This is a genomic window from Shinella sp. WSJ-2 (assembly GCF_003432075.1).
GTDB lineage: Bacteria > Pseudomonadota > Alphaproteobacteria > Rhizobiales > Rhizobiaceae > Shinella.
In genome coordinates this window covers 293,694-312,485 of sequence record NZ_QWBU01000004.1, presented here as the reverse complement: position 1 = coordinate 312,485, position 18,792 = coordinate 293,694, and the positions used below count along the sequence as shown (strand labels likewise).

Annotated in this window: 19 protein-coding genes; 12 read left to right on the top strand and 7 right to left on the bottom strand. The window is 64.0% G+C overall.

The window, feature by feature from the left end; translation table 11 throughout:
• Positions 1–63 precede the first annotated feature (63 nt).
• A complete protein-coding gene (locus tag D0Y60_RS12295; RefSeq protein WP_117370231.1) occupies positions 64–1,575 on the top strand; it encodes a malonyl-CoA synthase in 1,512 nt (503 codons plus the stop codon).
• Here D0Y60_RS12295 and D0Y60_RS12290 read toward each other — a convergent pair.
• On the bottom strand, positions 1,563–2,420 hold the full coding sequence (locus D0Y60_RS12290) for a LysR family transcriptional regulator (protein ID WP_117370230.1): 858 nt from the start codon (positions 2,418–2,420) through the stop codon (positions 1,563–1,565). The genes D0Y60_RS12295 and D0Y60_RS12290 overlap by 13 nt on opposite strands.
• Before the next feature lie 131 nt (positions 2,421–2,551).
• Here D0Y60_RS12290 and D0Y60_RS12285 point away from each other — a divergent pair, with 131 nt between their 5' ends.
• A complete protein-coding gene (locus D0Y60_RS12285; RefSeq protein ID WP_117370229.1) occupies positions 2,552–3,748 on the top strand; it encodes a cyanate transporter in 1,197 nt (398 codons plus the stop codon).
• A 51-nt stretch (positions 3,749–3,799) separates the two neighbouring features.
• Here D0Y60_RS12285 and D0Y60_RS12280 read toward each other — a convergent pair whose 3' ends face one another.
• Together D0Y60_RS12280 and D0Y60_RS12275 are read right to left on the bottom strand one after the other, a co-directional pair.
• Positions 3,800–4,636: a bifunctional allantoicase/(S)-ureidoglycine aminohydrolase gene (locus D0Y60_RS12280; RefSeq protein ID WP_117370228.1), complete on the bottom strand. Its 837-nt coding sequence runs from the start codon at positions 4,634–4,636 to the stop codon at positions 3,800–3,802.
• A 78-nt stretch (positions 4,637–4,714) separates the two neighbouring features.
• Positions 4,715–5,305 (bottom strand): ankyrin repeat domain-containing protein, encoded by a 591-nt coding sequence (locus D0Y60_RS12275; protein ID WP_245409170.1) that lies wholly within the window; start codon positions 5,303–5,305, stop codon positions 4,715–4,717.
• 283 nt (positions 5,306–5,588) lie between these two features.
• On the opposite strand from D0Y60_RS12275, the gene D0Y60_RS12270 reads away from it, so the two are divergent.
• The 9 genes from D0Y60_RS12270 to D0Y60_RS12230 all read left to right on the top strand — a co-directional run bounded on the left by D0Y60_RS12270 (position 5,589) and on the right by D0Y60_RS12230 (position 13,420).
• Positions 5,589–6,506, top strand: a complete 918-nt coding sequence (locus tag D0Y60_RS12270; protein ID WP_117370226.1) for a cation transporter — start codon at positions 5,589–5,591, stop codon at positions 6,504–6,506.
• A gap of 121 nt (positions 6,507–6,627) precedes the next feature.
• Positions 6,628–7,386, top strand: coding sequence for an ABC transporter substrate-binding protein (locus D0Y60_RS12265; RefSeq protein WP_117370225.1), 759 nt, complete (start codon positions 6,628–6,630; stop codon positions 7,384–7,386).
• 75 nt (positions 7,387–7,461) lie between these two features.
• Positions 7,462–8,112, top strand: a complete 651-nt coding sequence (locus tag D0Y60_RS12260) for an amino acid ABC transporter permease (RefSeq protein ID WP_117370224.1) — start codon at positions 7,462–7,464, stop codon at positions 8,110–8,112.
• Between the two features lie 3 nt (positions 8,113–8,115).
• Entirely contained in the window at positions 8,116–8,775 is a 660-nt protein-coding gene (locus tag D0Y60_RS12255) for an amino acid ABC transporter permease (protein ID WP_117370223.1), read from the top strand.
• Positions 8,772–9,536, top strand: coding sequence for an amino acid ABC transporter ATP-binding protein (locus D0Y60_RS12250; RefSeq protein WP_117370222.1), 765 nt, complete (start codon positions 8,772–8,774; stop codon positions 9,534–9,536). The genes D0Y60_RS12255 and D0Y60_RS12250 overlap by 4 nt, the downstream gene beginning before the upstream one ends.
• Before the next feature lie 44 nt (positions 9,537–9,580).
• Positions 9,581–10,951 (top strand): aspartate aminotransferase family protein, encoded by a 1,371-nt coding sequence (locus D0Y60_RS12245; RefSeq protein ID WP_117370221.1) that lies wholly within the window; start codon positions 9,581–9,583, stop codon positions 10,949–10,951.
• Between the two features lie 10 nt (positions 10,952–10,961).
• On the top strand, positions 10,962–11,891 hold the full coding sequence (locus tag D0Y60_RS12240) for a 3-keto-5-aminohexanoate cleavage protein (protein WP_117370220.1): 930 nt from the start codon (positions 10,962–10,964) through the stop codon (positions 11,889–11,891).
• Between the two features lie 9 nt (positions 11,892–11,900).
• Positions 11,901–12,398: a GNAT family N-acetyltransferase gene (locus D0Y60_RS12235; protein ID WP_117370219.1), complete on the top strand. Its 498-nt coding sequence runs from the start codon at positions 11,901–11,903 to the stop codon at positions 12,396–12,398.
• Positions 12,395–13,420: a histone deacetylase family protein gene (locus D0Y60_RS12230; RefSeq protein ID WP_117370218.1), complete on the top strand. Its 1,026-nt coding sequence runs from the start codon at positions 12,395–12,397 to the stop codon at positions 13,418–13,420. Before D0Y60_RS12235 ends, D0Y60_RS12230 begins: the two co-directional genes overlap by 4 nt.
• On the opposite strand, the gene D0Y60_RS12225 is transcribed toward D0Y60_RS12230, so the two are convergent.
• Entirely contained in the window at positions 13,417–14,370 is a 954-nt protein-coding gene (locus D0Y60_RS12225; protein WP_117370217.1) for a LysR family transcriptional regulator, read from the bottom strand. The two genes, D0Y60_RS12230 and D0Y60_RS12225, sit on opposite strands and share 4 nt — an antisense overlap.
• Before the next feature lie 92 nt (positions 14,371–14,462).
• Between D0Y60_RS12225 and D0Y60_RS12220 the strand changes: the two genes are divergently transcribed.
• Positions 14,463–14,879 carry an acyl-CoA thioesterase gene (locus D0Y60_RS12220; protein WP_199564167.1) on the top strand — a complete coding sequence of 139 codons (417 nt, stop codon included), beginning with the start codon at positions 14,463–14,465 and terminating at the stop codon, positions 14,877–14,879.
• Here D0Y60_RS12220 and D0Y60_RS12215 read toward each other — a convergent pair.
• From D0Y60_RS12215 to D0Y60_RS12205, 3 genes are all read right to left on the bottom strand, one after another.
• On the bottom strand, positions 14,876–15,313 hold the full coding sequence (locus D0Y60_RS12215; protein WP_199564179.1) for a pseudoazurin: 438 nt from the start codon (positions 15,311–15,313) through the stop codon (positions 14,876–14,878). The two genes, D0Y60_RS12220 and D0Y60_RS12215, sit on opposite strands and share 4 nt — an antisense overlap.
• A 131-nt stretch (positions 15,314–15,444) precedes the next feature.
• A complete protein-coding gene (gene ugpC / locus D0Y60_RS12210) occupies positions 15,445–16,533 on the bottom strand; it encodes a sn-glycerol-3-phosphate ABC transporter ATP-binding protein UgpC (protein WP_117370214.1) in 1,089 nt (362 codons plus the stop codon).
• A gap of 10 nt (positions 16,534–16,543) precedes the next feature.
• Positions 16,544–18,790 (bottom strand): glycoside hydrolase family 2 TIM barrel-domain containing protein, encoded by a 2,247-nt coding sequence (locus tag D0Y60_RS12205; RefSeq protein ID WP_117370213.1) that lies wholly within the window; start codon positions 18,788–18,790, stop codon positions 16,544–16,546.
• Positions 18,791–18,792: the final 2 nt, after the last annotated feature.

Here is an 18,792-nt window from a genome sequence, read left to right as displayed (position 1 = left end):
TTCCCACTGGCGTGCCCCGCGCACGATGTGACAAGGTGCAGGCAGCAGGGAGAGGACACATCCATGGGCAATCATCTTTTCGACGCGATCCGGGCGGTCGCCAAACCGGACGCCGTTTTCATCGAGACGGCCGATGGCCGGCGATGGACCTATGGCGACATGATTGCTCTCTCTGGCCGGCTGGCGACAACACTTCGGACGCTCGGCGTCCGGCCGGGTGACCGTGTCGCCGTACAGGTGGAAAAGAGCCCCGAAGCCCTGATGCTCTATCTTGCCTGCATCAGGGCGGGCGCGGTCTATCTGCCGCTCAACACCGCCTATACGCTGGCGGAACTCGATTATTTCATCGGTGACGCCGAGCCCGCGCTCGTGGTCGTCGGGCCGAAAGCGCGCGAAGGTGTCGAGGCGATCGCCAGGGCCCATGGCAGTCGCGTCGAGACGCTCGATGCCGCAGGCCATGGCAGTCTCACCGAGCGCGCCACGGATGAGAGCCCCGATTTCGCCGATGTCGAGCGCGGGCCGGACGATCTGGCGGCGATCCTCTATACATCGGGCACGACCGGCCGCTCCAAGGGCGCGATGCTGACGCACGACAACCTGCTTTCGAATGCGCAGACGCTGCGCGATCATTGGCGCTTCACCAGCGCCGACCGGCTGATCCACGCGCTGCCGATCTTTCACACGCACGGCCTTTTCGTCGCTTCGAACGTCACGCTGCTCTCTGGCGCGTCGATGTATCTATTGCCAAAATTCGATGCGGACGAAGTCCTCGGTCTGATGGATACGGCGACCGTGTTGATGGGCGTGCCGACCTTTTATGTCCGGCTCGTGCAGCATCCCGGCCTGACCCATGAGGCGACCGCCAAGATGCGGCTCTTCGTTTCCGGCTCCGCGCCGCTTCTGGCTGAAACGCACCGCGCCTTTTCCGAAAAGACCGACCATGCCCTGCTCGAGCGCTACGGCATGACCGAGACGAACATGAACACCTCAAACCCCTATGACGGCGATCGTATCGCCGGCACGGTGGGCTTCCCGTTGCCGGGCGTTTCGCTGCGCGTCACCGAACCTGAGAGCGGCGCGCCCGTGCCGGATGGCGAGACGGGCATGATCGAGGTGAAGGGGCCGAATGTCTTCAAGGGCTATTGGCGCATGCCGGAAAAGACGGCGGCGGAATTCCGCGCCGACGGCTTCTTCATCACGGGCGATCTCGGCAAGATCGACGCGCGCGGCTATGTGCATATCGTTGGACGCGGCAAGGACCTCGTCATTTCGGGCGGCTACAACATCTATCCGAAGGAAGTCGAGACCGAGATCGACGCCATGCCAGGCGTGATCGAGAGCGCCGTCATCGGCGTGCCGCATCCGGATTTCGGTGAAGGCGTGACGGCGGTGGTGGTGCGTGAGAAGGACGCGGCGCTGGACGAGAAGGCGGTGCTGGACGGCCTGAAGGACCGGCTGGCGCGCTACAAGCAGCCCAAGCGCGTGCTTTTCGTCGACGACCTGCCGCGCAACACGATGGGCAAGGTTCAGAAGAACGTGCTGCGCCAGACCTATGAGGATCTCTACAAGGCCTGATCGTAGGCGAAATGTCGCCGCAGGATATCGAGCACCTCGGTTGCAAGCTCGCCAACGATGCCGCCCCGTTCCCAGGAATAGAGCGAGGCGACGACGGGCGGTTCCGGCGCGAAATCGGCCAGCGGCTTGATGCGCCATCCCTTGGCGGCGTCGATCGGCAGCATGGAGAGCCCGAGCCCGGCTTCGATGGCCATCAGCACGTTGCGCAGGCTGGCGGACGTGAAGGCGACGTACCAGCGTCGCCGCTCGCGCTCCAGCCGCTCGAACATCGCGTCACGATAGAGCCCGCCAGGCGGGAAGGTGACGAGCGGAACGGGATCGGGAAGGTCGCTCGCCGCGTCCACGGCCGTGTACCAGGCGATCGGCTCGGCAAAGCTCGCCCAGGCGTCGGCGGTCGGCGTGTCCTCCTTCAAGACCACGATGTCGAGTTCGCCGGCCCGGTAGCGCCGCGTCAGGTCGGAGCGCAGGCCGGTGGTGACGTCGAGCCGGGCTTGCCTGTGGCGCTTGGTGAAGGCGGCGAAGACGCGGGCCATTTCAGGGGTCGCGATGTCGTCGGGCATGCCGATGCGCACCGAGGTCGTGCCTGAGGTCTCGGCCACCAGCGTCAGCGCCTCGCTTTGTAGCGTGAGGATGCGCCGGGCATGGCCGAGCAGGCGCTCGCCCGTCACCGTCAGGCGTACGGGGCGGGCGGCGCGATCGACGAGGTCGCGGCCGATCGCCTCCTCGAGACGGGCGATCTGCTGGCTCATCGTCGACTGGGTCATATGCAGGCGGTCGGCGGCGGCGGTGAAGCTGCCTGCATCGGCGACCGCCACGAAGGCCCGGAGCAGGCGCGGATCGAGCACGATGCCTCCATCGAAAATCGGAATGATGGGTATCTAAACATGTAATTTGCGCATGATTCAAGCGGATGGTAGCGATAGCGGGAGGGTGGCGCGATCCCGCGAGCCGCCCGGCATCCGCAGAAAGTCGAACCATGGCAGATACCACGCAACCGCGCCCCGCTCGTGATTGGGCAATGCTCGGGCTGGTCGTCCTCGTCGCTCTCAACCTCCGTCCCTTCATCGCCGCGCCCGCACCCATTCTCAACGAGATCGTGGCGGATACGGGCCTCGAATTGGAGGGCGTGTCGCTTCTGACGCTGCTGCCGATGTTTCTGATGGGTGCCGGCGCCTTCGTGGCGCCCGGATTGCAGGTGCGCATCGGCACGCGGCGGGGCTTGCTCGTGGCGCTCGCCATTCTCCTAGCCGGCTCGGCGCTGCGCTTCTATGCCGGGAGCGGTGTCGCGCTGATTGCGACGGCCGGGCTCTGCGGCATCGGCGTCGCCTTCATCCAGGCGGCCTTTCCCGGCATCATCAAGGCGCGCTTCCCGGCAAGCGTACCCGTTGTCACCGGCCTCTATTCCGCGATGATCATGGCAGGCGGCGCCTTCGGCGCGCGGCTGATGCCAGTTCTCACCCATGCCGGTTATTCCTGGCGGGCGGCCCTTGCCTGGCTCGCCGTACCGGTCGCCATCGCTCTTGCCGCCGCCTGGCGCATCCTCTCGGACGTGCAGGCGAGCCGCCCGGATGGAACGTTGACGCGCAGGCTTTTGGCACGGCCGCGCACCTGGGTGCTGATGGCCGCCTTCGGCCTCGTCAATGCCGGTTACTCCTCGATGATCGCCTGGCTCGCGCCTTACTATCAGGCGCAGGGCTGGACAAGCGCCGACAGCAGCGGCCTCGTCGCGGTCATGGCCGCCTGCCAGGCGGTCGCGGCTCTCAGTCTGCCGACATTGGCGCGTGGCAATATCGACCGCCGCCGCTGGCTGTGGCTGACCATCGCCTTCCAGCTCATCGGCTTCTTCGGACTGGCCAGCATGCCGGGGGCCGCACCCGCGGTCTGGGCGGGGCTTTGCGGCGCCGGCCTTGGCGGTAGCTTTTCGCTGGCCATCGTCACCGCGCTCGATCATCTGCCGCGACCCGAACAGGCCGGCGCGCTGGCCGCCCTCATGCAGGGCGGCGGGTTCCTCATCGCAGCACTCGGCCCCTATGCGGTTGCCCTGCTGCATGACTGGACGGGCGGTTTCGCCGCCGGCTGGCTGCTGCATTTCGGCTGCGTGTTGGTGACGGCGCTGCTCTATCTGCGCTTCGATCCGCGCCACTACGCCGTGGCTATGCCATCGGCCGGCTGAACGAAAAAGCCCGCGCCGGTGACGGCGCGGGCTTCAAGGTAATTGCCGGTATCAGCGACGGCCGCCGAACGGCTTCAGCGCCGCATGGCGGTTGACGTCCTTGTAGAGCAGGTAGCGGAACGGGCCGGGGCCGCCGGCATAGCAGGCCTGCGGGCAGAAGGCGCGCAGCCACATGAAGTCGCCGGCTTCCACCTCCACCCAGTCCTGGTTGAGGCGGTAAACCGCCTTGCCCTGCAGCACGTAGAGACCGTGCTCCATGACATGGGTTTCGGCGAAGGGAATGACGGCGCCGGGCATCAGCGTGACGATGGTCACATGCATGTCGTGGCGCAGGTCGTTCGGATCGACGAAGCGGGTCGTCGCCCAGCCGCCATTTGTTCCGGGCATTTCCGACGGCTTGATGTCCTTTTCGTTGAGGATCAGCGGCTCGGGATGCGGCAGTCCCTCGACGGCCTCATAGGACTTGCGGATCCAGTGGAAGCGGGCATGGGCGCCGGAGCGGTTGCGCAGCGACCATTTCAGTCTCGGCGGCAGGAAGGCGTAGCCGCCCGGCTCCAGCGTGTGCGTGCCGGTCGGGATCGTCAACTCCACCGTGCCATCGACAACGAAGAGCACGCCTTCGGCATCGGGATCCTGTTCCGGATTGTCGCTGCCGCCACCCGGCGCCACTTCCATGACATATTGCGAGAAGGTCTCGGCGAAGCCGGAAAGCGGGCGCGCGATGACCCAGAGCCGCGTATTGTCCCAAAAGGGCAGGAAGCTTGTGACGATGTCCTGCATCGTGCCCTTGGGCAGCACTGCATAGGCTTCGGTGAAGACGGCGCGGCCGGTTAGGAGGTCGCTCTGCGGCGGATGGCCGCCGAGGGAGGAATAGTAGCTGCGTTGCATCGTCTCAGGCCCTTTGCTGTGAGTGTTTCCGATTTTTTTATGGGCGCGGCCTGGGCTGCCGCGCCGATCTTGAAGGCGTTATTTCGCCCCTGCCTTTTCAAGAAGCGCGACGATCTTGCTATAGCCGCGCCCGCGCGCATGCTTGAGGGGCGTCACGCCGTCATTGTCCGCGAGGTTCACATTAGCGCCGGCCTTGATCAGCAGATCGACGATCTCGACATGGCGCTGGCCGCCGTCGCCGAGGATGATGGCCTCGAGAAGCGCCGTCCAGCCGAGCCGGTTGACGTGGTCGACGTTGACGCCGGCCTTGATAAGAGTCTCGACTGTCTCGACATGGCCGCGCTCGGAGGCGGGAATGAGCGCCGTGCCGCCGTAACGGTTGATGCTCTTGAGATCGGCACCGTGGGCGAGCGTCAGTTTCAGGATTTCCAGATGGCCGCGCGCACCGGCATAGAGATAGGCGCTGTCCTCGATGCCGTCCTTGGCGTTGACGTCCGCACCGGCCTCGATCAGCACGCGGGCGGCATCGATTTTATTCGCGTGGGTGGCGACGAGAAGGGCGGTGGCACCGCTGCCGTCGCGCGCGTCGATATCGGCCCCCTTGCCGAGCAGGGCTGTGATCGCGGCCACATCATTGGCGGCGGCGGCCTTGTGCAATTGAAGGTCCATGACATCACCGGCGGCACGAAGGGGAGACGAGAGGGCTGCGAGGAAGAGCCAGGCCGACAGCAGGGAGAATTTCAGCATGCGCCATCCCGTGAGTTTGTGCCGGCGAAATTAGCAAACGGGCGCGCCATTTGAAAATTAAATGTACAAATCCCTATCATGCAGAAGATGGAATTTGTCAGTGCGCGGCGCTGGCGCGCCAATACCCCCTCCAGAAGGTCCGTAGCCACCTTTCCGGTAAGTGTTCTATAAGCATAGACCATCACAAGCACAGAAAGACTGAACCATGCAGACGGAACAGGGGCTGTTGCGCATTTCGATTGCGGTCACCATCGTGCTGGCCGGCGTCGGCATCCTGTTCGGCATCCTCTCGGGCTCTTTCGCCATCGTCTTCGACGGCGTCTATGCGCTGACGGATGCGGTCATGACGATTGTCGCCCTGCTCGTCTCCAATCTCATCGCCGCTTCGGCCTCCGGCAGCGGGCGTTTCGTCAAGCATTTCACCATGGGCTTCTGGCATCTGGAGCCCATGGTGCTCGGCTTGAACGGCATCATGCTGACGGGTGCGGCGATCTACGCCTTGATCAACGCCATCGGCTCGATCATGGATGGCGGCCGGCCGCTCGATTTCGACCAGGCCATCATCTATGCCGTGCTCACCATCATCGTCACCGTCGTCATGGCAATCGTCGGCACGCGGGCGAACCGCACCATCCAGTCGGATTTCGTGGCGCTCGACGCTAAGGCCTGGATCATGTCGGCGGGGCTGACCAGCGCGCTGCTCGTCGCCTTCGTCATCGGCTATTTCATCCAGGGCACCGAGCACGAATGGCTGTCGCCCTATATCGACCCGGTGGCGCTGGCGCTCGTCTGCCTCGTCATCATTCCCATTCCCGCCGGCACGATCCGCCAGGCGCTGGCCGATATCCTGCTCGTCACGCCCTCGGACCTGAAAGGCCATGTCGATACGGTCGCAAAGGCGATCGTCGAGAAGCACGGTTTCCTGTCCTACCGGGCTTACGTCGCCCGCGTCGGCCGCGGTCGTCAGATCGAACTCTATTTCATCGTGCCGGAAAATTTTCCCGCACAGAAACTGCAGGACTGGGACGATATCCGCGACGAAATCGGCCTCGCCATCGGCGATGAAGGGCCGGATCGCTGGCTGACCATCGCCTTCACGACCGATCCGGAATGGGCGGACTGATCATTCCTTTATGGAATGCTTGGTATTGTGACTATCTATTTGTGTAATGCATGACCATGGCCGATCTTCCCCTCAGCCAACCAAGGGGAACGACATGCTCAAAAGCCTTCTATCCTGCGCCATGGCCGCCGGCCTTGCTTTCTCCGTTCTCGCGACGCCCTTTGCGGCGAGCGCCGACGACCTGGAAACCATCAAGGCCGCCGGTGAATTCAAGTTCGCCAACAGCGGCGCCTATCCGCCCTTCAGCTTCGTCGACGACAGCAACCAGACCGTCGGCTTCGACGTCGATATCGGCAACGAGATCGCCAAGCGCCTCGGCGTGAAGGGCACCGGCCTCAGCACCGCCTGGGACGGCATCATCGCCGGCCTGCTCGCCGGAAAATACGATTCGGTCATCGGCAGCATGACAATCACGCCCGAGCGTGAAAAGGCCGTCGATTTCGTCGGTCCCTACTACAAGTCCGGCCGAGGCGTCTTTGTGCTGGATGGCTCCGACGTCAAGTCGATCGACGACCTCAAGGACAAGACCATCGGCGTGACGCTCGGTGAAACCCACGAAAAGTGGGCCCGCGAGCGCGGCGGCTGGGAAATCCGCACCTATAAGGGCCTGCCCGAACTCTTCCTCGAGCTGAAGGCCGGCCGTATTCAGGCGATGATCGTCGATGCCGTTCCGGTGTCAATCGCCATCAAGGAAACTGGCGAGAAGTTCACCAAGCTCGACGTGCCGGAATTCGCCGGCACCGAGGACAAGATCGGCATCGCCATCCGCAAGGGCAATCCCGAACTGAAGGCCGCCATGCAGAAGGCGCTCGACGACATGATGGCCGACGGCACCTATGAGGCTATCGCCATGAAGTGGATCGGCTCGGACATCCGCTGATCGTTTTCGCATCCTGAGACGGCTGGCCGGCGGGAAAACCCGCCGGCGGCCTGACCGACTGCCGAGGATCCGGGAATGGACATCGCTCTCATCGGCCGCATCATCCCTGTCTTCGTCCAGGCGGCCTGGACGACCGTTCAGATTTCGCTGCTTTCGCTGGTCCTCGGCCTTGCCGTGGCAGCGCTGATCGCGAGCCTGCGGCTTTCTCATCTCGCGGTGTTGCGCTTCTTCGGGGCTGCCTATGTCAGCGTCTTCCGCGGCACGCCGGCGCTTCTCCAGATCTTCCTGCTCTATTTTGGCGGTCCGCAACTCGGCATCCAGCTCGAACCGTTTGCGGCAGGCGCCATCGCGCTTGGCCTCAACATCGCGGCCTACATGGCGGAATCGATCCGTGGCGGCGTGCTGTCGGTCGATCGCGGGCAGATGGAGGCGGCGCGCTCGCTTGGCTTCGGCGAGGGTCAGTCCATGCGCTGGATCGTGCTGCCGCAGGCGGCCAAGCTGATGATCCGTCCGCTCGGCGTCAATGCCGTGGCGCTGGTCAAGGGCACGGCGCTCGTCGCCACCATCTCGGTGGTGGAACTCACCTATACGGCGCAGCGCTTCATCGGCTCCACCTACAAACCCTTCGAGATCTTCGCGGTGACGGCAGTGCTCTACATGATCATGGTCTATGGCTTGACGCTCGTCATCGACTGGCTCGACCGCGCCTATGCCGAGGAGGCGTAAGCCATGCAGGGTCTCGATTTCAGTATCGTACCGGAATACCTGCCGCTGATCGGCAAGGGCCTGTGGTGGACGGTCGTCATTTCGGTCGTCTCCGCCCTCTTCAGCATCGTCGCGGGCATGGGCTTTGCCCTTATCGTGCTCTATGCCTCGCCCCTGGTGCGCTATCCCGTGCGCCTCTTCATGTGGCTCTTCATGGGGACGCCGCTGCTCTTGCAGCTGTTCCTGATCTATTTCGGCCTCGTGCAGATCGGTATCGACATTCCGGCTCTCTGGTCCGGCATCATCGGCCTCAGCCTGCATTTCGCCGTCTACAATGCCGACATCTTTCGCGCCGGCATTGCGTCGCTCGACAAGGGGCAGACGGAGGCGGCACGCTCGCTCGGCTTCGGCGCCTGGCAGACGCGGTTCTATATCGTCGTGCCGCAGGCGCTGCGCAACACGGTGCCGGCCGTCGGCAACATGATGATCGCCCTGCTCAAGGAGAGCTCGATCGTCTCGATGATCGGCATCGCCGAACTGGTTCACAGCGCTCAGCTCGTCATCAGCGAGACCTACCGGCCCTTCGAATTCTACCTGACGGCGGCCGCCCTCTATTACGTCCTCAATCTCATTCTTGAAGCGGTCCTTAGGGGGATCGAACGGAAAGTGGAGCTTTCGCGATGACCGATGTCCGTCCGATGATCGAGGTGCGCGGCGCGCGCAAATTCTTCGGGCCGCTGGAGGTGCTGAAGGGCATCGATTTCAGCGTGGCGCGCGGCCAGATCGTCGCCGTGATCGGCCCGAGCGGTTCGGGCAAGAGCACGCTGCTGCGCTCGATCAACCATCTCGAAACGCTGGATGGCGGCGAGGTGTGGCTGGATGGCGTGCAGGTCAACCAGACGCTTGCCCGCCGGGCCTTCGAAAAGCACATCAACAGCGTGCGCCAACAGATGGGCATGGTGTTCCAGCATTTTAACCTCTTTCCGCATCTGAGCGTGGCGGAAAATATCGCCATCGCGCCGATGAAGCTGAAGGGCATGGCGAAAGCGGATGCCCGAGCGCTTGCGCTCAAGATGCTCGACAAGGTGGGTCTTGCCGACAAGATCGATGCCTTCCCCGCTCGTCTCTCCGGCGGCCAGAAGCAGCGCGTCGCCATTGCCCGGGCACTCGCCATGCAGCCGAAGGTGATGCTGTTCGACGAGGCGACCTCGGCGCTCGATCCGGAGCTGGTGGACGAGGTGAACCTCGTCATGAAGCAGCTTGCGGCCGAGCACATGACCATGGTGATCGTCACTCACGAAATGCGCTTTGCCGCCGAAGTCGCCGACCGGGTGATCTTCATGGCGGATGGCGCGGTCGTCGAGGAGGGCAAGCCCGACGATCTCTTCCGAAATCCGGTGCAGGAACGCACCCGCAGCTTCCTCAAGAAGTTCCTCAACGGCTAGACTGTCTCCGGCCGCTCAATTTTGTCTTTTTCAATGGATCGATCATGAGCCAGCAATCGACTGCGCCCGGTGAACGCCCGGCATCGCACCTCTTCTACCAGTCCCGCATGCGCCGGCCGCTCGCCGACCGCGCCGAGGGCATCTATATCTGGGACGAGCATGGCCGGAAGGTCATCGATGGCTCCAGCGGCGCCATGGTCGTCAATATCGGCCATTCCAACCGCAATGTGCTCGACGCCATGAAGCGGCAGATGGACAAGGCGACCTTCGCCTATCGCCTGCATTTCGAAAACCAGCCGGCGGAAGACCTGGCGCGCCGGCTCGCCGGCCATATGCCCGAGGGGCTTGACCGGGTGTTCTTCGTCTCCGGCGGTTCGGAGGCGGTGGAATCCTGCCTGAAGCTCGCCCGGCAATGGGCGCTCGCCACCGATCAGCCGGAGCGCTGGAAGGTCATCTCGCGCTTCCCCTCCTATCACGGCTCGACGCTCGGCGCGCTCGCCGTCACCGGCTACGATGCGCTGAAAAAGCCTTTCCTGCCGATGCTGCGCGACATGCCGCACATCAAGGCCCCGACCACCTATCTCGACCGCGACAATTTTTCGATGGAAGAGCGCGGGCTGCGTTATGCCGACATGCTCGAGGAGAAAATCCTGGAGGAGGGGGCCGAAAGCGTGCTCGCCTTCATCATGGAGCCGATCGGCGGCGCCTCCACCGGTGCGCTGGTAGCACCCGACAGCTACTATCCGCGCATCCGCGAGATCTGCGACAAATACGGCATCCTGCTGATCCATGACGAGGTGATGAGCGGGGCGGGCCGCACCGGCCGCTATCTCGGGGGCGACCACTGGAACTGCCGGCCTGACATCATCGCGCTCTCCAAGGGCCTTGGCGCCGGCTATTGCCCGCTCGGCGCGATGATCGCCCATTCGAAGCTGGTCAAGCCCGTGCTCGACCGCGGTGGCTTCGCCCACGGCTATACCTATGCCGGCAATCCGCTGGCCTGCGCCGCGGGCCTTGCCGTGCTCGACGAGATCGAGCGGCAGGATCTGCTCGGCAACGCCAGCCGCATCGGCGACCTGATGAAGGCCGAACTGGAAGGATTGGCGGAGCGTTATCCCTTCATCGGCGACGTGCGCGGCAAGGGCTTGCTGCTCGCCGCCGAATTCGTCTCGGATCGCGAGACCATGGCGCCGTTGCCCAAGGCGCTCGACGCCCACCAGCGCGTCGTCGATATCGCCTATGAGCGCGGCCTGATCATCTATTCCCGCCGCACGCGCGGTGGTGTGGAGGGCGACCATTTCCTCGTCTGCCCGCCGATGATCACGACGCAGGAACAGGTCGGCGAGATCGTGGCGATCCTTGATGCGACGCTGGCGCAGCTTGCCGGCGAGCTGTCGCTGCCGGTGCGGAAATAAGGGGCGGGCCATGAAATCCAAGAAGGTCATCATCACCTGCGCCGTGACGGGCTCGGTGCATACGCCCTCCATGTCACCGCATCTACCCTACACGCCGGAGGATATCGCCGCGCAGGCCATCGAGGCGGCGCAGGCCGGCGCCTCGATTCTGCACCTGCACGCCCGCGACCCGGAAAACGGCCGCCCGACGGCCGATCCGAAAACCTTCATGCGTTTCCTTCCCGTGATCAAGCAGGCGAGCGATGCGGTGATCAACATCACCACCGGCGGCTCCTCGCTGATGACACTGGAGGACCGCATGGCGGCGGCGCTCGCGGCCGAGCCGGAAATGTGCTCGCTCAACATGGGCTCGATGAATTTCGGTCTCTACCCCATGCTCGACCGGCCGCGCGACTGGCACCATGCCTGGGAGCCAGAGCTTCTGGAGGCGACGCGCAACACGATCTTCCGCAACACGTTCGGTGATATCGAGACGATCCTGAAGCGCCTCGGCGAGGGCTGCGGCACGCGCTTCGAATTTGAATGCTACGATGTCGGCCATCTCTACACGCTCGCGCATTTTCGCGATCGTGGCCTGATACCGGGCACGCCTTTCATCCAGTTCGTGCTCGGCATCCTCGGCGGCATCGGGGCCGATCCGGAGAACCTCATGCATATGAAGCGCATCGCCGACAAGCTGTTCGGTGACGATTATCGCTTCTCGGTGCTGGCCGCCGGCCGCAAGCAGACGCCGATGATCACCATGGCCGCGACCATGGGCGGCAGCGTGCGCGTCGGGTTGGAGGACAGCCTGTTCGATGGCCGCGAGCTTGCCACCTCCAACGCCGTGCAGGTGCGCCGCATCCGCGCGATCCTCGAAGGCCTGTCGCTTGAGGTCGCGACGCCGGATGAGGCGCGCGCTATGCTCGGCCTCAAGGGCGGCGATCGCGTCGCATTCTGAGGAGACACCATGCAGGATGAAATCCGGATAAGGCCCGCTGCCGTCGATGATGCCGAGACCATTCACGCGGCCTTGCGCGTGATGGCCGAGGACATGAAGGCGGGGCCGAAATTCGTTTCGACGGTCGAGGATATCAGGCATTACGGCTTTGGGGCCGTGCCGGCCTTCGAAGTGCTGATCGCAGAGACGGATGGCGCTGCCTTCGCCGGCCTCTGCCTGACATTCCCTAGCTTTTCGACCTGGATGGGCACGCCCGGCATCTATGTGCAGGACCTCTTCGTCGCCGATGCCTTCCGCGGCCGGCGCATCGGCGAGCGGCTTCTGCATGCCGTCGCAAGGCGCGGCCGGGAGAAGGGCGCGCGTTACATGCGCCTCTCGGTCGATGTCGAGAACCCGAGGGCGCAGGCCTTTTACGACCGGATCGGCATCCGCCATTCCCGCGATGAGCTGATCCACATGATCAAGGGCGCGGATTTCGACGCCTTCGCCGGTGAGGACAAGACATGAAGACCTTTTTTGCCGAAGAACAGAAGCGTCACGACCCGAGCTTCTTCCTATCGAGCGGGGCGCCGCAGCCGAACCCGGAACAGCCGGAGCGCGTCGAGCGTCTGCTCGCCGGCGCCAGGGCTGCGGGCACGGAAATCCTGCGCCCGAAGGACCATGGCCTCGGCCCTGTTTCGGCCGTGCACACGCCGGAATATCTCGACTTCCTGCGCCGCATCTATGAGCGCTGGCAATATATCGAGGGCGCGTCGGCGGAGGTCATCCCCAACATCCATCCCATCGCCCGCACCGGCAGCTATCCCGCCTCCGCCGTCGGGCAGGCTGGCTATCACATGGCCGATACGTCCTGCCCGATCTCCGAACACACCTGGGAAAGCGCCTGCTGGAGCGCCTCGACCGCCGTTTCGGCCGCCGAAGCCGTCATGGCCGGCGACGCCTGGTCCTACGCGCTTTGCCGCCCGCCGGGTCACCACGCCTTCCGTGATGTTGCCGGCGGCTTCTGCTTCTTCAATAATTCCGGCATCGCCGCGCAGCACCTGCTGCAACAGGCAAAACGCGTCGCCATCCTCGATGTCGACTTGCATCACGGCAACGGTACGCAGGGCATGTTCTACGAGCGGGCCGATGTGCTGACCGTGTCGATCCATGCCGACCCGGTACGCTTCTACCCGTTCTTCTGGGGCCATGCGGACGAGCGCGGCGAGGGGCTTGGTCTCGGCTACAATCTCAACCTGCCGCTCGCCCGCAAATCCGGCGATGCCGTCTATCTCGAAGCGCTTGCAGCCGCGATCCGCCGTATCGAGGCGTTTTCGCCGGATGCGCTGGTCGTGGCGCTTGGCCTCGATGCCTTCGAGAAGGATCCGTTCGGCGGCCTCTCGGTCTCGACGCCCGGCTTCGCCCGCATCGCCGAGGCGATCGCGACGCTCCGGCTGCCGACGGTCATCGTGCAGGAGGGCGGCTATCTCTGCGACGAACTCGGCGACAACCTGACGGCTTTCCTCACCGGTTTCGGCACGACGGCTTAAAGGTAGGTCCGTTGCTCGAAGGGGATCGTCGCAATCGCCTGGCGCAGCTCCGCCAAAAGGAGGTTCTCGGCCCGGCTGCGGCGGGCGGCACCGTCATAGACGACATGCACGTCGATGACGGGCGTGTTCTCGTAAGGCGGCAGGCGCCAGAGGCGGCCGGCGCGCACGTCTTCTTCGACGACATGGATCGGCAGCGGCCCGAAGCCGAAGCCGGCGATGATCAGCCGCTTGACCTCCTCGAGGTTCGAGGAGGTGCCGACGGTCTGGCCCTCGAAACCCTCTTGCTGGCGCAGCAGCGCCACCGGCCAGAGCGCGCCGGACATCTGGTCCGTCTTGAAGGAGACATAGGGCTCCTGCCGCAGGGCGGAGATCGGCAGGTCCTTCACGCCGAACAAAGGATGCCGCCTGCCGCAGAAGTAGCCGAAGGTTTCGCGGAACAGCACGTCGTATTCCAGCCGCGGATGGCGCTCCTGCATCAGGCAGATGCCGAAGCAGACGTCGCGGTTCAGCACGGCTGCCACCACGTCATTGCTGGAGGCGACGGAAAGCGACAGCGTGACCTGCGGAAAGGCGCGGTGGTAGGCGGCCAGCGCCTCGTCGAGGATCGGGCAGACGACGTGGCTGGCGAGCGCGATCTCGATATGCCCCGTCAGGTCGCCCGGCTGCTCCTCCATCTGCTGCGGCAGGCCGGAAACGATATCGAACAGCGCGACGCATTCGCTGTAGAGCCGCTGGCCGGCCGGCGTGACGGCGAAATGCGAGGCGTTGCGCTCGATCAGCCGGCTGTCCATGTGGGTTTCGAGCCGCTTCAGCGCATTGCTCACCGTCGGCTGCTTCAAGGAAAGTTTTTCGCCGGCTGCCGTCAGCCCGCGCTCCTGCACGATCACCATGAAGGTGCGCAGCAGGTTCCAGTCGATTTCCCAGACGAAACGCCGTCTTTGCCGGGCCATGCGTATCATTCCCCAAAACTATGCTCTCGGAGAAAGCTATTGCATGGTGCGATCCGGCATCAAAGTCCCATGACGGGCAAAGGAGGTTTGCCGTGCCGCTTCTGACCTATCAGGGTGTGGTCTATCCCGCGCAATGCGATGCGATGGGCCACATGAACGTGCAATATTATATCGCAGCCTTCGACCAATCGTCCTGGCACCTGATGGCCGCGGCCGGCTATTCGGCGGACTGGATCCGGGATCGCAGGGAAGGCTGGGCGGATCGCCGCTACGAGATCGATTTCCGCCAGGAATTGCCGGTGGGCAGCCTGTTCGAAATCCATTCTTCCGTGGTGAAGGTGGGGCGCACGTCGCTCACCACGCGGCATAGGCTGACGAACAAGGTGGATGGAGTGCTCTGCGCGGAGCTGCTGGCGGTCTCGGTCTATTTCGACCTTGCCGCGCGGCAATCCCTGCCGTTGCCGGCCGCTATCGTCGCTGCGGCCGGCAATCTCGTCGAGCCTGCTTAGAGGCCGGCGGCAGCGATGGCGGCGTCGAGGCGTTCGCGGGCCTTCTTCGGCAGCTTGCCGGTCTTGATGGCGTTGAGGTTGGCCGGCGCGTCGCCGACGACGACAAGGCCCACCATGCCCATGCCGACATGCGGCGTGCACTTCACGCCATAGGCGCCGGGCTTGTCGAAAGTGACCTTGTAGGTCTCGTTCATCTTGCTCTTGAAGGCTTCCGCGCCCGCGGGGATGAAGTCCTTGATCGTTTCGACATTGTGGCCCTTGTCCGTGGGGATGAAAGTGACCGTATCGCCGGGGGCGACCTTCACGAAGGCGGGCTCGAACACCATGGCGCCCGCAGCACCCTTGTTGAGCATGTGCACTTCAAAATCTTCCGCACCGGCGGGAAGGGCGAGCGTGAAAAGGACTGCCGCTGCGCCGACGATGCTCTTTGCCATGATACGCACTGGAATTCTCCTTGCTGACGAACGTCAATCGTTCATGCGCAAGGGATAGGCCCGCGAGGGACCGCCTTCTTTGACTTTGGTCAAACAAGCCGGCGATGCGGCGTGGCGAGCTGTCGCAGGCGTCAGCGGATGCGGATGCCTGCGCTGTCGAAGAGGAAGGATGTGCCGGCGGAAAGGCCGACAGTCAGCCGGTCGCGGTTGTCGGCGCCGCGAAAACCCTCGTGCTCGACGATGATGCGCTCGTCCGGCGAGACATTGGCGTAGACATAGCTGGTATTGCCGAGATGTTCGGCTACATCGACATCGAGCACCAGATCCGCATCGCCCCGGCCGGCCGGCCGGAAATGCTCCGGGCGAACTCCGAGGCTGACCTCGTCACCGGGTTTCGCTGTGCTCGATTGGATGGGAAGGCTGAGTTTCACGTCGGGCTGGTTGATCAAGGCGACCGTGACGTATCCGGCGTCGGTGGCGTCCACGCGGGCCTTCAAAAAGTTCATGCGTGGCGAGCCGATAAAGCCGGCGACGAAGATGTTGTTGGGATCGTCGTAGAGATCAAGGGGCGCGCCGACCTGCTCGACGATACCGGCGCGCAGCACGACGATCTTGTCGGCGAGCGTCATCGCCTCGACCTGGTCGTGGGTCACGTAGATGATGGTCGATTTCAGCGTCTTGTGCAGCTTGGCGATCTCGACGCGCATGTGGACGCGCAGTTCCGCGTCGAGGTTCGACAACGGTTCGTCGAAGAGGAAGACATCGGGATTGCGCACGATGGCGCGGCCGATGGCGACGCGCTGGCGCTGGCCGCCGGAAAGCGCCTTCGGCTTCCGCTCCATCAGCGGGCCGAGTTCAAGAATGCGGGCTGCATCGTTGACGCGCCGCTCGATCTCGTCCTTGGCCATGCCGGCAAATTTCAGCGCGAAACCCATGTTCTCGCGCACCGTCATATGCGGATAGAGCGCATAGGACTGGAACACCATGGCGATGCCGCGCTTCGACGGATCGACATCGTTCATGACCGTGCCGCCGATGGTCAGCTCGCCGGAGGTGATGTCCTCCAGGCCGGCGATCATGCGCAGCAGCGTCGATTTTCCGCAGCCCGACGGGCCGACGAAGACGACGAATTCCCCCGTCGTGATCGAGAGGTCGACGCCCTTGATGATCTCAAGGGAGCCGAAACGCTTGCGAATGTCGGTAAGGCGAACATCGGCCATGGGCTCAATCTCAGCTGACGGTGAAGGTGATGGACTGCGGCAGCAGACGGCGGGTCGAGACGGTCAGGTAGAGCTTGCCCTTCTCGTCGCCGGCCTCCACCCAGAAACCGGTCGCGCCGCCTTTCAGCGTGTGCTCGGCCGGGCCGATGATGCGGCCGGGGCCGGAGAGCACAAGCGATACCGGTTCCTCGAAGTAGGGTAGCAGATTGCCGCACTGGTCGAGCACGCGCACGACGACGCGCACCGCATCCTTCTCGCCGGCGCGTAGCGCCGTATCGTCGGCCACGACTTCGAGTGTCGTCGGCACCGGATCGGCCGGCAGCGTCATGGTGGTCACCGCCTTGCCGTCGACATAGCCGGTGAAGGTGCCCTCGCGCCAGACACGGCCCCAGGTGCCGAATTCCTCCGGCGTGACGGAGCGCAAATCGAGCACGACGGGCGGGTGCGCCAGATGCGGATAATTTTCCTTGTCCGGATAGACGCGCTTGGCCGGCCATTCGCCGAACGTCACCTCGACATAATCGCAGTTGGTGAGAATGATCAGCGGCAGCACGCCGCCGATATTGCGCTCGCCGCGCGCCCAGAAGGTTACGGGCTGCATCACGACCTTGTCGGCCGGATCGCCCTGCGAGGCATAGGCGAAAGCCGCGAATTTCGGGATACGGTACATGTCCAGCACGCCGTGATAGCAGACGCGGTCGCCGGAGCCGAAATCCTTGTGCGTGTTGTAATCGAACATGCACCAGCCGGTCGAGCCGGAAATGTCGCTGTCGCCGGCCACGGCGTTGAGGATCAAGAGGTGGCGGGTGACGTGCTCGGCCTGGCGCTGCTCCTGGTCGAAGCGCTTGGTCGGGTACATGTGGCCGTTATATTCGGTGATCATGTAGGGGATCGGTTTGGTGATGCCCGTCGTCTCCACCCGGTCGCGCAGCACGACGCGGCCGCGGTTGTTGCCGGGCATTTCCTCCTGGCCGAGGATGAAGTCGTTCATCGTATAGACGTCTTCGAGCATCTCCGAATTGGTGATGAAGCGCACGCCGCCCGTCTGGCGCGTCGGGTCAAGTTCGCGGGCGAGGCGGTTCGTCTCGGCGTAGAAATCGTGGTTGTCCTGGCTCTCGTTGATGCGCACGCCCCAGATGATGATCGAGGGATGGTTCCAGTCGCGCTCGATCATGCGGCGCACGTTGGCGATGGATTCCTGCTGCCAGGTCTCTCCGCCGATATGCTGCCAGCCGGGAATTTCCTCGAAGCAGAGCAGGCCGATCTCGTCACAACGCTCGATGAACCATTTCGACTGCGGATAGTGCGAGGTGCGCACGATGTTGCAGGCGAGGTCGTGTTTCAGGATGTCCGCATCCTTCTCCTGCGCGCGCCGGCCCATGGCATAGCCGGTATGCGGCCAGGCCTGATGTCGGTTGAGGCCGCGCAGCTTCAGCGGACGGCCGTTGAGCAGGAACCCGTCAGGCGTGAACTGCGCGGTGCGGAAGCCGAAACGCTGCGTCACCACATCCTCGCCATGGGCGGTGGTGAGCTTCAGTGACAGGGCGTAGAGGGCGGGGTTGTCGATATCCCAAAGCTCCAGGCCGGTGAGGCCGCTGAAGGTCAGCGTCGCCTCGTTGCCGTCGATGGCAACGGAACTGGCCGCGACATCGCCGCCGCCTTTGCGGCGGATTTTCGCGTCGAGCGCGCCGGAGATGGCGAGACCCTGCGGATTGGCGAGGAAGACGCGGGCGGTGACGGTCTTGGCGTCGGCCAGCGCATCCGGCGTCTCGATCTTCACATTTGCGATGGAGACGGGACTTGCCACCTTGAGCCAGACGTCTCGATAGATGCCGGCATAGCAGAGATAGTCGATCTGGCCGCCGAAGGGCGGGATCTCCGGGTTTTCGGAGCCGTCGATCTTCACGGTGATGAGGTTTTCGCCCTCAATCAGATGCGGCGTCAGCCGTGCCGTGAAGGGCGTGTATCCGTCCTTGTGAGCGATGATTTCCTTACCGTTCAGATAGACAACGCTGTCGGCCATGGCGGCGTCGAAGACCAGCGAGACTTCCCGGCCCTCGAAATCCGGGCGCCAGTCGAGCACCTTCTGGTAGGTGAAGGGCTTCTGGTATTCCGTTTCGTCGAAATAGTTATAGGGCAGCTCGACGGCGCTGTGCGGCAGGCGCACGGTCTCGCCTTCCTGCACCACGCCCGCGCGGGCGGCGTCGAAACCGTGGCGGAAGAGCCAGTTGCCGTTGAAGTTTTCGGTGATGCGCATGG